Here is an 11,379-nt window from a genome sequence, read left to right as displayed (position 1 = left end):
CGCAAATGGTCGCCATAGGTCGCTGTCAGGTCGTTCCTTCTGCATCTCACCCGATCGAAGCTGACTTCTGCTGTTGAACGTCAGCGGGAGGTGTCGGGGTGTCAGATGAGGGATTGTCGAAACAGAGAACCGGTCGGTTGTGGACGACGTGGCTGACGTCGACCGAACACGGCGTGGATCACGCGGTGACCGATGAGAGCGTGCAGGCAGGCCGCGCGTCCGGTGAGTACGTCGCGGTCTGCGGCGCGACGGTGCTTTCCGCGCCGTTGACCTGTGAGCCGTTGCCGCCGTGTCGGCAGTGCGCGGCCACGGTGCGAGCGGGTCACCCGTCGCGGCAGGCCGCCGAGCGAGCCCCGCGCGGCCCGGTCCGGCGCGGGTCGTGGCTGCTGTCCCGGCTGCTGCGGTGCGTCGGTGTGCCGGGTGGTGCCGAACGTGGCTGATCTCGTGACTGTGATCGTGCGGTTCCTACCGGGTGTCGTCGGTGAGACGTGGCGCACGAGTCACCTGGTGCCGGTCGACATCGAGGTGGGCATCCCCGAGACGGTGTCGACGTACTGCGGGGTGCGGATCGCGCGGGGAACGGCCGAGGTGTTGGAGGCCTACGCCGGAATGCCCTGTGAGCTGTGCCTGCTGAAGCAGCCGCGATCCGGGGCGGGTGCGTGATGGGGACCGGGGTGCCCGTGCCGCGCGACGGCCGAGACGAGCCGATGGGCCGACACCGGCACGACATCGGGCAGCCGGGGCGCCATCACGGCAGGCAGGCGGACGCCGTCCCGGTGCGGGACCTGTTGGCGCGTGCCATCCGATCCGGCGATGCCCTGGGGCTCGCGTGGAAGGACGTCGACCTTGACGCCGGGACCGGCATGGTCCGGCCGTACGTGCAATCCCAGTTTCCGACCGCCGTGCTGCCCGCCGTCACAGCGTGGCCCGACGACGTCGACACCGGCCCTGCCCGTTGACGTCCCGCCGAGTGTCCGCGTCCCGACGACGTGACGCGGTCGTCATCACCCACCATCGAACGAAAGGAAGCTCATGACCACTTCGACGATGCCCTTCGCTCCGTCACATCCGCCGCTGCCGGATGTGGTGATCGACGAAGAGTTGCGGTTGCGGCTGATCGGCCGCGTGTTGAAGGATGCCGAGTTCCGCGAGCGGTTCGGCACGGCCGATGACGCCGAGCAGCGATCGTGGGCGGAGCGGATCGTGACGGGAACCGTGACCTTCCTGCGGCTCTGCGCGGCTACCAGCCCTGGGAAGGGCTACAGCCCGTCGCCGCTGGTCGACATCGGTTGGCACTGCTTCATCCTCTACACCCGCGAGTACGCCGCGTTCTGTCGGCAGATCGCGGGTCGGGTCATCCATCACTCGCCGCACGACCGTCCGGGCGTCGATTACGGCACGGGCGACGGGACGAGGGACACCGTCGCGGCGTTGGCGGCACATGATCTGCCGATCGACTCGGCATTGTGGGCCGGTATCGGGGTCTGTGATGAGGAGATCAGGGACCACACCAAGGATGACGAGGAAGACGGGTCCTGACTGAGTCACTTGCCGCAGGCTCAGCCTTGAGTCGGTGACAATCTGCCCTTATGGCCGAGGAATAGTGACGGGTGACGGGTTCTCCCGTCACCCGTCACACCCGTCACGGCGGTCTGTTCGTGCAGCTAGCGCCCGGTCTTCGCCCCGTCACCACCGCTGTGACGGCGTGACGGGTCGCAGCGCTGCGCTGTGACGGGTCACGACTCATCCTCGATCACCTCGGCATCCCACACCGCCGAGTCGCGAGCCGCCTCGACTGCCGCCGCGATGTCCGCGAGGAGATACCCGCGTACCTGCCGGACCCCCTCGGCGGTCGCCACCCGTTCGCGGGTCGGTCGGCAGCCCAGTTCCCGCATCCGCGTACCGAACGCGGTCGGCTCGACTCCCAGTGCCGCCGTGAGTTCGGCGGTCGGCACGAACTCCCGTTGTCTCGTGTCGAGATCGTCCGCGAGGTAGGCCGCCACCGACGCCAACGGTTCCGGTGTCTCCGCCTGCTGGACCCGCTCGGCTTCGGCCCGTGCCATCCGGCTGCCGACCGCCCGTGCGGCGGCGGAGCGATCGACACTCGGCCCGGTGTCGCGTCCCGCCGCGTGACCGGTCAGTGTTCCGGCTGCCTCGCGGAGCGTCCGCCCGTGCCGACAGACGGCCTGCCAGTCCTCGTTCGGCATGTAGTAGGTCCGCACGGTCACGGCAAGAGCGTCCACACCGGCCTGTGTCTCACCGTCCGGTCGCAGGATGCCGACTCCCTTGTGGGAGGACAGCAGGCGGCTGCTGTCGTACCCGCGCGTGTTCATCTGCTCGCCTAAGACGATGTTGCTGTCCCGCCAGTCCATCACCCGCAGCGCGAACCGAGAGCCCAACACGGCCCGCAGACCGGAGGGGATCGTCTTCGTATCCGGCCGCTGGGTGGCGAGGATGAGAACGATGCCCGCCGCCGGTCCTTTCTTGGCAAGCCAGGTGAGTAGCTCCCCCACGTACTCGCCCGCAGTGAGGGTCCTGCCCGCCACGTCCACCGGCTCCCGATGTTCGAGCGGCACCTGCACTTCATCGACGATCACGGCCGTGATCGACATGTTCAGCGAGGGATCGCGGGACATCTCCGGAGTCACTTTCGACTCCGGACACGTCGCGTCGTCGAGGTCCCGCATCCGTCGATAGCGGCCCTGAACCTCGGCGACCAGCTCGGCAAGCCAGTCGATCAGCGCCACCACGTCGTCGGCATCGTCGCCGGACATGAAACGGTGGGCGACCTTCGCGGCGGCCTCCCAGTCCTTGCCCGCCTTGAAATCGGCCACGTACAGCCGGGTGTGTGGATCGAGGAGGAGACCGGCCGCCGCGAGCCGAGCGGCGAAGGTCTTGCCCTGCCGAGGAATCGCACCCATGAGTACCGACGTCCACACCAACGGCAGATCGATCCGCCGCCCGCGCGCGTCCCGGCCGAAGGGCACCGGCCGCCACGCATCCCAGCGCGACACGGTCAACAGCGGCGTCCGTACCGGTGGTGCGGCGTAGGGGTCGTCATCGGCGACCCACATCGCCACCCGACCGGCGTGGCCGCCGCTGCCGCGCACCCGTTCGACGACTAGTTGGATCTCGTCGACGGCCAGCGCGGAGGCCAACGCCTCCCGGTTCTTGATCACGTCGGCGGCCTTGCGGGTCGCGGGCAGGTCCACGGTGACCGCCCATCCGTCGCCCTGCCGGACGGCTCGTTCGACGAGTCGCAAGGTCTCGTCCTTGCCGATCAGCTTCGCGTCGCGGAAGGCGTCCACCAGGACTTGCGGGTCCATCGTCCACGTCAGCGTGCGCGGACCGGCCAACGTTGGTCTTCGCCCTGGGCTGCCGTCCTTGCGCCTGCCCAGCACCGCGAGTGCCACCGACACGAGGCCGCCCGCGATCCAGAAGGCACCCGGCCCCCAGACTAGACCGATCACCAGACCGGCCGCCGCCACCAGGACGGCGGCAACGCCGGTGACCTTCCATCGGAACAGGGTCAGCTCGCGGATCTCACGGAACTTGTCGGCCAGCTTCTCGGCCTGCTCGGCGGCCTCCCGGTAGTCCCGCACCCGAACCCATGACCGCCACCACCGCACAGCGGCGACCAGGCCGCGCACGACGGCACGCAGGTAGACCAGCGGCGAGCGCAGCAGCCGCACTATCGCGTCCTTGATCGCCTGGCCGAACTGGGCTCGATCCTTCAGCACCGCGGGGATTCGTGGGGAGCGCGTCCACCAGGCCCACACGCGCCGTGCCCAGCGGAACCGACTCGGCGGAGCGTCGGCCGTCGGTTCGTCGTCCACCGGGGCGTTCACCAGATCGGCTGGTGAACGGTGCGCGAGCGAGGCACCGGCCTCGGCCGTCTCGCCGTTCACGGGCTCCTCCCCGGATTCCGGGATTGGTCTGACGTCCTGCTCGGCGCTCATGACGGGTCACCCCCCGGTGTGTCGGTGGTGGTGTGCTCGGCGAGTTCGGCCGTCAGCGCGGCGGCCAGTCGCGAGGAGAGGCCCCGCGAGCAGCCGGTGGCCCCACGGACCCAGGCCGGACTGATCTGGACGTCGGGCGACCAGGCGTGCCGAGCACGGGCGAGGTAGTCCGCGAACGACGTCCGGCCGCCGTCGCGCCGCTGCCGTCTCGCTGATGACCGCTGGTCAGGTTCGTGAACGGCCGTCCGTTCAGCTGTTCGCGGGTTCACGGCGGCCGGTTCCGGTGCGTGGCGGGCAGCGTCGCCGACCGCCACGTTCACCGCTTCGGTGAGCTTGTCCCGCAGATCGGTGACCGCCTCGGCGGCCACGAACACCACGAGCGGCGGCACGGAGTGCAGCACCACGCCGGACACCGATCCCGCCGCGAACGACTCCCAGGTGTTCATGACGTAGGTGGCCGCGAGGGTGAACCACTTCGCCCGCCGCACCCACGGCCCGGTGCGGACGCGGTATCGGGCGGTCACCTGCTCGGCGCGCAGGATCGCGATCAACACCAGCGAGACCATCGGATCGAGCAGCCACGCCGCGAGCCACGGCAACGACCACGGCTCGGTTCCTGCCGCCGCGAAGTGCTGAACGTTGGTCATCGTGAACGCCAAGCCGAGCACGATCCCCGCCCAGCACAGCCGGTCCACCTGGGCTCGGACCCGCTCGACGCGCAAGGCGACGACATCCGGATGGGTCTGGTAGGCCCGGACCTCCCGCGCCTGTTCCGCGTCGCGGGCAAGCCGCTCGACTCGGCCGCCGTCCGTCCCGCCGCCGGGGGCGGGTGGCCGCCCGACGGCGGCCACCCTTTCCCATCCTCGCCCGGTCATCGCCGATCACCTCGGCGACGCTGGACGTCCGACGTGGTGACGGTCAGCGCCCGTGTCACCGTGTACGCGGCGAACAACGCGGGCAGGCCGAGCACCACGAGCAGGACCGGAGTACTCGCCCGGTAGGTGATCACGATCCACTGAACACCGACGATGACACCAGACATCGCCACCACCCGGCCCATGAGAGACAGCAGCCGACTTCCGCCGCGTGCCTTGTCCGCCGCCGCCCGCGCCCGCCGGGCACCCGCCCGCCAGACCAGGCCGAGCGTGAGAGCCACGCCGAGACCGGCGAGGAGATGCGTCGCGGTCAGATCAAGTTCCATCGTTCCCACCCCCGCGCCGTTCGTCGTTCTCCCGACGGGCCAGCCAGACGGGGAAGAGCGCGCGCCGGTCCTCATCGGTCAGCGCTCCCCACACACCGACCGTGGACGCGCCCGCCGTGCGCAACTCCGCTTCCAAACACGCCCGCTGCACCGGGCATCCCGCGCAGATCGACGCGGCCAACTCCCGATCGGTCGATGCCGTTCCGATCCACTCCGGACCGTCGCCCTCGGCCGCCATCGCCATGCAGACGCCATCGCGGGTGACCACCCGCCACAACACCTCATCGGGTACGCCCGCGTACCGGTCCAGCTCCGCCGCCATGACCTCGAAGCGCTCTTCGTTGCCCTCGAACCCGGTCACCACGCACCACCCCCGGCACGCTCGAAGTCCCGCGCCATCCGCCGCTGTGCGGCGAACTCCGCGACGTCCACCACCGAGCCCGACTCGGCCGCCCGCTCCGCCAACTCGGCCACCGCACGGGCCGGAATCACGTAGCGGGTCCGTACTCGCACCGCCGGAAAGGCGTCCTGCCGGATGGCGCGGTAGAGGGTGGCCGAATCGACGCGCAGAAGCCGAGCGGCTTCCGGCACGGTGTAGAAGGTCGGACGCTCGATTTCCTTGCGCTGAGTACTCGTGTCCGCACTCATCGCGAGATTGATAGGTCTGGTCATTGCTCGTTCACCTCGCCCATAAACGCTGAGATCAGCTTTGATTCACTGCTAATTACCGCTGATTCGCACTTTCTCCGCGTGTGCTGTTCCGCTTGGCCGCTAACGTCAGCGCTGAGGCGGAGCACGGAGGCGAACGTGAACGAGGACTGGACGGCAGTCGCCGAGGCGGTCAACGCTCGGGCGCGTGAGCTGTCCATGCGACAGAAGGAGATCGCGGACGCTTCCGGCGTCTCGCTGGCGATCGTGCGCGAGATTCAGCAGGCCCGAATTCAGCGGCGCCGCAATCCGCGCACCCTCGAAGCGCTCTCGCTCGCGCTCGGCTGGCACCCGCAGCACTTGACAGCCGTATTGCAGGGCCAGACTCCGCCGAGTTCGAATCCCGCTGCGAACCCGGTCGAAGATCCGATGATTCCGCTGTTGAACACGATCATTCGGGAGCTTCGCGGGCTTCGTGCGCAGGTAGGGACGCTGACCAGCCGACTCAACGAGGTAGAGAGGTCGGGAGGTGAGAAGCCGCCGAGAAAGAGCTAGCGAATTCTCAAGCTGTCCGGTCTTCGGTGCGTTTCGCATGGCACTAGAAGACCGCTCGGACAGGGTGATTCGTAATTGTCGGCGGTTAACCGGTGGGAGTTAAGTCGAGTTAACTTCGCAGCTCAGCGGGGTTGGGAGCGCCGAGGAATCGATGGCAGGACAGCGCGGGAAGCCACCAGCGACACGGCTCGCTGCCGTGCGTCGCGAGCAAGGTCGCACACAGGACAATGTCATCCGCATGATGCTCGGCCGCGCCCTCCGCCTGAACATCCCCGTAGCGTCGGAGAACGCATTGAAAGTGATGCTCTCCCGGTGGGAGAACGGGCGCGACGAGGTCAGCAGCCCCGACTACCAACGCCTGTTCCGCGAGGTCTACGGCCGGACTAACGAGGAACTCGGGTTCCCGCCGATGCCGGTGAACGAGGGAACCGAGGAACTACGGGATCGACTGCTGATCGCCCGGAATCTCGACACGGGCACCCTCGATCTGTTCCAACGCCAGATCAACGACCTACGCAGCTCGGATCTGAAATTCGGCGCCGTCGCGGTACTCGATCAGCTCAACAACCACATCGCGCAGATCGAGAACCTTCGCGACTTCACCGTGAGCACCACGCATCGACGACGGCTGTCCGCCCTCATCACCGACGCGCGCACCCTCGCGGGCTGGACAGCCCTGGACCGGGGCTCGGCCTTGCAGGCATGGCGCTACCACGAAGATGCGAAGGTCTCCGCCCGCGAGGCCGAGGCACCGCACCTGCTGGCACACGCCGCAGCGCAACAGGCCGTGATCCTCATCGACCTCGGCGAGACAGCCGCCGCCGTCGAGCTACTGGAGTTCGCCCGCGACGTCGCAGGCAACCGGGTTCCGCCGCTGCTGGCCGCGTGGCTCGCCGCCGCCCACGGCGAGGGACTGGCATCCGTCGGACGCCACGACGATGCCCTTCGTGCCTTCGACCAGGCCGCCGCGACGCTCCCCGACGACCCTGCCGACCCCTCGTTGCCCTTCCTACTGCTGGACGCCGGAAACCTCGCCCGCTGGCGCGGCAGCGCACTCCTACGACTCGGCAACCGCGAGGCGATCGAGCACCTGGAAGACGCCGTGCGCGAGCTGACCGCGTCACCCCGAGCGGCCGTGCGCGGCCAGACCGGGATGTACGTCGATCTCGCCTATGCTCACGCCGCCGCAGGCGACCGCGAGGCAGCCTTGAACTACGCCCGGCAGGCGAAGCGCCTCGCCGCACAGATCGGCTCCGACCGCCAACGCCAACGACTGGCCGCGCTAGAGCTACCGGGAACCGGCAGCACCGGAGTTGCGTGACGCGAGGTAGTACATGAGCGGCACGATCGCCCCAGCCCCCAACACCTCACCCCGCCCGACCAGCTCCACCATCCGCGTGATCGGTATCCACTCCAGCCGCGCGGCCTCCTCGGCGTCGGTCGGCTCGCCCACCTTCTCGACGTCCCGGATCACGAAGACGTCCACCGGTGAATCCACCATCCCCGGCAGCGGCTGAAACGAGATCAAGTGCTCCGGCTCCCCCACCGGCCGATACCCCGTCTCCTCCTCCACCTCCCGAGCCGCCGTCGTGGCCAACTCCTCTCCCTCCTCGACGAGACCACCGATCAGCTCATAGCCCCACTGATCGATCGCGAACCGATACCGCCACAGCGTCAACACCTCCTCACGCTCGTTGATCACGAGCGCGATCACCACGTGGTCCAGCTTCACCACGTGGTGTTCGAACCGGCGGCCGTCCGGCGGCTCCACGTCCACCAGCTTGAGCTTCACCCACCGGTTGTCGTAGACGGTGCGCTCACCGTGGGTCTTCCAGCTGAGCTTCGCGTCCGAAAACTTGTCCACCTGCATACTCTACTTAACCAGGTACACGACCGGTGGAGGACGACATGATGGAGTGGCATTACGTATGAACTTTTCGAAGGCAGTGTTGTCGATGGCTAATTTCTAGTCTTACGAGTCAGGTATGCGCTAGCATGTGAGTGTGGACGATCGAGAAGAAGAAAGCGTTTGGGGGCACTTTTCACCCCATATAAAGGACGTTTTTGAGTCGACGCTGAGGATTGGTGATCTGTCTGCTGAAGCGCTTGCTATGTACGCTAGGTGGTGGCAGTTCGAGCGATGGCTTAGGTCGATCACTTATGTGGAACTCCGGTCTAGGTCTGGGATTGATTGGGCACAACCATTAACCGAGGGTGAATTCGGGCGAGCCGGTTATCTTCGAGGTAAGGACAGTAGTGTCGAGTACATGGCTTCACCGGACTGGAATGACCCTCTCTGTTATCTAGATGCAAGTAAGCTTCTCGATCTTCTCGAAGAAAATTGGGAAGTATTTGAGCCGGTCATCATGGATCGAGGCGCATGGACAGGACGCAGGTCAGAGCTTCTCGCGATGCGTAATCGTATAGGGCACTTGCGACGTCCACACAAAGATGATATCCGGCGAATGGAGCAGGTCCTCCGGGATCTCGAAGTTGGAGCCGTCAGGGCAGTTGCAGCGTATAACCGAAATCTCGACATTTCTAAGGTAAATCGAAAAGATCCGGTTGTGGAGGCTTTCAGTAAGGACACGCTGCCTGAATGGAAGGGGATTCTAGCGCATCTGGAGCGAAAATACGATGCTTACGTACGTCTAAGCTACACGCGGCGCCCTTGGGTAAAATTACACGAGGACAAAGAGTGTCTTACCGGAAGAAGCGGTTTCTTCTGGAAGCTGACGATTCACCGTGCCTCGCGTCGGTACTGTCCTATGACTATTTGGAGGGAGTGCAGTTCTCTCACTCGCCAAGTGGTCGTACATCTCCTCTCGTCGGACCCTGGGAATATTTCTTTCACTTTTGCAACAGTAGACAGCTTCGAGCTGGTTGGCATCGGAATTGCGGATGCTGCAATGAGCGCGTTAAACTACAGTAAACCTGAAAACTTCTTAACCACGAATGAAGGTTCGATCAGTCAGTATTCTAACTCCGACCGCGAAACTGACCCACGCTTACAAATCGGAAGCCCCTGGTCTCTCTTTGACGAGAGCATGGTGCCTGTGTCCATGTTCGGTGCTTAACGTAAGTCTCGGGTGTGAGGAAATTCCAGTTGGGAATATTGAACAGGACGAGCATGGAGAGGGGCTTAGGTTGAGCGAGGTCAGGCTTGCTAATTTGGCCGAGTTCGCGCGCCGTGAGGGCTGGGCTACAGGAGTCATGCCATTGCCGATCCTTCGGCTTGAGGCGAGCAAACTCGGTTGGACGCCAGTTCCGACTCGTAAGGGTGAGGAACCGGTTGTAGAGCTACGCCCGAAGACGTCAGATGAGGCCAGCCCAAGATCTTTAAGCGCCATTCATGGCCTGAATGCTCAGCCTCTTCATACCGATGGTGCGCATTTTCTCGACCCGCCGGATTTCGTAGTCTTGCATGCTGAGGATCCGAATGATGTCGCGACTCTCTTATGGAGTCCTTTAAATAAGAAGACAAATTCAAAGTATCCAGTAATTCCTGCGCCGGAGTATCTTCAGGGTGGTATGTTTGTTGTGGGGGGCGGCGCCGAAAAATTCTTGGCCTCTGCGGGCGCTGCGGGCGTCAGGTACCGCTATGACCCTGGCTGCATGATTCCGTGTGACGAACGCGCTCGGAAGGTTGTGCGTTACTTCGAAGAGGTTGCAAAAGACGCGTACATTCACGAATGGACGAAACCACAACAGTTTCTTCTCATTAGTAATCGAACAGCGCTGCATGCTCGCGCGGATGCAAATAACAGCAGCGATCGTATAATAACTCGTATTGCATACCAGGCGGAGATTTCACGGTGAATGAGGCTTACGACTCCGGTGCATTGTGGCAGAAGTCTCGGCTTTTCCTGAACCATGCTATGGACGTCGAAGAGTTTAGAACCTTCGATGAGAGAGCGTTATGGGCATCACTCGCGCTTGAACTGTTAGCCAAGGCAGCACTTGCGCGAGTGTCGCCTCTGCTAGTTGCGGCGCCGAACGAAGAAGGGTCTAATCTACTCGTGGCGGCAGGGCTGACACAAGGCAAGGGTGGATTTAATTCGGTGACGGCCTCAACGCTGTTCACGCGGTGCGCGAAGGCATTTAGGCCTTTCGATGTAGCTGAAGCAAAGGGAATATCGAGAGCGCGGAATGATTATCTACACGGGGGAGCGGCAGTTTTCAGTACGATTCCCGAAGAGGCTTGGTGGCCCAGGTACTGGGCTCAAGCTGCAATACTTATAAACGCGCAAGACAGGGATATCGATGAGTTGGTTGGCCCGGATCGGGTCGCAATAGTAGAAGATTATCTAGCCCGGAACAAGAGAAACATTGAACACCGCGTGGAGATGTTGATCGCGCGCGCCGCGCAGCGATTGAAGCAGTATCGTGATGGTGTTTTACCAGCTAAACTATTTTCTGAATGGAACAAAACATTCGACCACGGAGTAAGTCTTTCATACTCTGCGATCGAGAAATGCCCTGCTTGTGGTGAAGAGGGCGAGGTCGAAGGGGACATCGTCGAGTCGTCCGACGTGCAGTATGCGCAGGTCAATGACGATGAATGGGATGTTTGGGCAAATACTACTGTCCTGTCAGATCTATTTAGTTGCTCGACGTGCAAACTTGTACTCGATGGCTCCGACCTTCTCGCGGTCGCAGGTATATCGATGGAGTTTGTTGTGGTTGAAGATGTAGGGGATATGATCGAGCCTGAGTACGGAAACGATTGAAGTTTGCCGTAGGCGCAGCGTTCTAGCGTGAAGATGATGTTGGGCGGGAGGCGCATCGGAGGAGTTTGCTGTCCAACTTCTTGGCCAATAACTACCGTCCAACCCGGCCCCCAGGGCCTCCCCCGCCAACCTTTAGCCACCCATAGCCCCAGGTAGCCGTACTCCGACTGGGTGAACTTTGGACTTTTAATCAGTAGGTTCCGGGTTCGAGCCCCGGGCGGCCCACCATCCGTAGCAGGTCAGACGCCATCTTACGCCGCGTCCCCGGTGGACTTATCGGGGCCTG

15 protein-coding genes are annotated in these 11,379 nt (G+C 64.1%); 9 read left to right on the top strand and 6 right to left on the bottom strand.

The window, feature by feature from the left end:
• Positions 1–113: 113 nt before the first annotated feature.
• The 4 genes from UA74_RS29190 to UA74_RS29175 all read left to right on the top strand — a co-directional run bounded on the left by UA74_RS29190 (position 114) and on the right by UA74_RS29175 (position 1,539).
• Complete coding sequence (locus UA74_RS29190; RefSeq protein WP_157442342.1) at positions 114–440, top strand: hypothetical protein; 327 nt, start codon at positions 114–116, stop codon at positions 438–440.
• Complete coding sequence (locus tag UA74_RS29185; RefSeq protein WP_083690939.1) at positions 433–663, top strand: hypothetical protein; 231 nt, start codon at positions 433–435, stop codon at positions 661–663. The genes UA74_RS29190 and UA74_RS29185 overlap by 8 nt, the downstream gene beginning before the upstream one ends.
• Positions 663–959, top strand: a complete 297-nt coding sequence (locus tag UA74_RS29180; protein WP_075743044.1) for a hypothetical protein — start codon at positions 663–665, stop codon at positions 957–959. The genes UA74_RS29185 and UA74_RS29180 overlap by 1 nt, the downstream gene beginning before the upstream one ends.
• A gap of 73 nt (positions 960–1,032) precedes the next feature.
• Positions 1,033–1,539, top strand: coding sequence for a glycine-rich domain-containing protein (locus tag UA74_RS29175; protein WP_075743043.1), 507 nt, complete (start codon positions 1,033–1,035; stop codon positions 1,537–1,539).
• Between the two features lie 197 nt (positions 1,540–1,736).
• On the opposite strand, the gene UA74_RS29170 is transcribed toward UA74_RS29175, so the two are convergent.
• The 5 genes from UA74_RS29170 to UA74_RS29150 form a co-directional block, all read right to left on the bottom strand.
• Positions 1,737–3,848, bottom strand: coding sequence for an FtsK/SpoIIIE domain-containing protein (locus UA74_RS29170; RefSeq protein ID WP_404800007.1), 2,112 nt, complete (start codon positions 3,846–3,848; stop codon positions 1,737–1,739).
• Positions 3,849–3,955: 107 nt separating this feature from the next.
• The gene (locus UA74_RS29165) at positions 3,956–4,834 is read right to left on the bottom strand and encodes a hypothetical protein (RefSeq protein WP_075743041.1); all 879 of its coding nucleotides are present in this window, start codon (positions 4,832–4,834) and stop codon (positions 3,956–3,958) included.
• On the bottom strand, positions 4,831–5,160 hold the full coding sequence (locus UA74_RS29160; RefSeq protein ID WP_075743040.1) for a hypothetical protein: 330 nt from the start codon (positions 5,158–5,160) through the stop codon (positions 4,831–4,833). Before UA74_RS29160 ends, UA74_RS29165 begins: the two co-directional genes overlap by 4 nt.
• Positions 5,150–5,521: a WhiB family transcriptional regulator gene (locus UA74_RS29155; protein WP_318533278.1), complete on the bottom strand. Its 372-nt coding sequence runs from the start codon at positions 5,519–5,521 to the stop codon at positions 5,150–5,152. The genes UA74_RS29160 and UA74_RS29155 overlap by 11 nt, the downstream gene beginning before the upstream one ends.
• Positions 5,518–5,832: a helix-turn-helix domain-containing protein gene (locus tag UA74_RS29150; RefSeq protein ID WP_318533277.1), complete on the bottom strand. Its 315-nt coding sequence runs from the start codon at positions 5,830–5,832 to the stop codon at positions 5,518–5,520. The genes UA74_RS29155 and UA74_RS29150 overlap by 4 nt, the downstream gene beginning before the upstream one ends.
• Positions 5,833–5,967: 135 nt before the next feature.
• Here UA74_RS29150 and UA74_RS29145 point away from each other — a divergent pair, with 135 nt between their 5' ends.
• Positions 5,968–6,363 carry a helix-turn-helix domain-containing protein gene (locus tag UA74_RS29145; RefSeq protein ID WP_075743038.1) on the top strand — a complete coding sequence of 132 codons (396 nt, stop codon included), beginning with the start codon at positions 5,968–5,970 and terminating at the stop codon, positions 6,361–6,363.
• Between the two features lie 238 nt (positions 6,364–6,601).
• The gene (locus UA74_RS29140) at positions 6,602–7,684 is read left to right on the top strand and encodes a tetratricopeptide repeat protein (protein WP_232237540.1); all 1,083 of its coding nucleotides are present in this window, start codon (positions 6,602–6,604) and stop codon (positions 7,682–7,684) included.
• Here the strand turns inward: UA74_RS29140 and UA74_RS29135 are convergent.
• Positions 7,652–8,227 carry an NUDIX hydrolase gene (locus UA74_RS29135; protein ID WP_232237539.1) on the bottom strand — a complete coding sequence of 192 codons (576 nt, stop codon included), beginning with the start codon at positions 8,225–8,227 and terminating at the stop codon, positions 7,652–7,654. The genes UA74_RS29140 and UA74_RS29135 overlap by 33 nt on opposite strands.
• 403 nt (positions 8,228–8,630) lie before the next feature.
• Here UA74_RS29135 and UA74_RS32570 point away from each other — a divergent pair, with 403 nt between their 5' ends.
• The 3 genes from UA74_RS32570 (at position 8,631) to UA74_RS29130 (ending at position 11,093) form a co-directional block, all read left to right on the top strand.
• Positions 8,631–9,440, top strand: a complete 810-nt coding sequence (locus tag UA74_RS32570; RefSeq protein WP_157434504.1) for a hypothetical protein — start codon at positions 8,631–8,633, stop codon at positions 9,438–9,440.
• Positions 9,441–9,510: 70 nt separating this feature from the next.
• Positions 9,511–10,182 carry a Fe(II)-2OG oxygenase family protein gene (locus tag UA74_RS32565; RefSeq protein ID WP_157434503.1) on the top strand — a complete coding sequence of 224 codons (672 nt, stop codon included), beginning with the start codon at positions 9,511–9,513 and terminating at the stop codon, positions 10,180–10,182.
• Entirely contained in the window at positions 10,179–11,093 is a 915-nt protein-coding gene (locus UA74_RS29130; RefSeq protein WP_075743035.1) for a hypothetical protein, read from the top strand. Before UA74_RS32565 ends, UA74_RS29130 begins: the two co-directional genes overlap by 4 nt.
• Positions 11,094–11,379 lie beyond the last annotated feature (286 nt).

Origin of the sequence: Actinoalloteichus fjordicus (genome assembly GCF_001941625.1) — a bacterium.
Classification (GTDB): Bacteria; Actinomycetota; Actinomycetes; order Mycobacteriales; family Pseudonocardiaceae; genus Actinoalloteichus_A; species Actinoalloteichus_A fjordicus.
The sequence above is the reverse complement of the archived record's forward strand: the minus strand, read 5'-3'. Positions and strand labels throughout refer to the sequence as shown.

Bases quoted from the DNA above. Each gene is read 5' to 3' on its own strand.
- UA74_RS29180 (WP_075743044.1), top strand. From the start codon at position 663: ATGGGGACCGGGGTGCCCGTGCCGCGCGACGGCCGAGACGAGCCGATG.
- UA74_RS29175 (WP_075743043.1), top strand. From the start codon at position 1,033: ATGACCACTTCGACGATGCCCTTCGCTCCGTCACATCCGCCGCTGCCG.
- UA74_RS29165 (WP_075743041.1), bottom strand. From the start codon at position 4,834: ATGACCGGGCGAGGATGGGAAAGGGTGGCCGCCGTCGGGCGGCCACCC.
- UA74_RS29160 (WP_075743040.1), bottom strand. From the start codon at position 5,160: ATGGAACTTGATCTGACCGCGACGCATCTCCTCGCCGGTCTCGGCGTG.
- UA74_RS29150 (WP_318533277.1), bottom strand. From the start codon at position 5,832: ATGACCAGACCTATCAATCTCGCGATGAGTGCGGACACGAGTACTCAG.
- UA74_RS29140 (WP_232237540.1), top strand. From the start codon at position 6,602: ATGATGCTCGGCCGCGCCCTCCGCCTGAACATCCCCGTAGCGTCGGAG.
- UA74_RS32570 (WP_157434504.1), top strand. From the start codon at position 8,631: ATGGCTTCACCGGACTGGAATGACCCTCTCTGTTATCTAGATGCAAGT.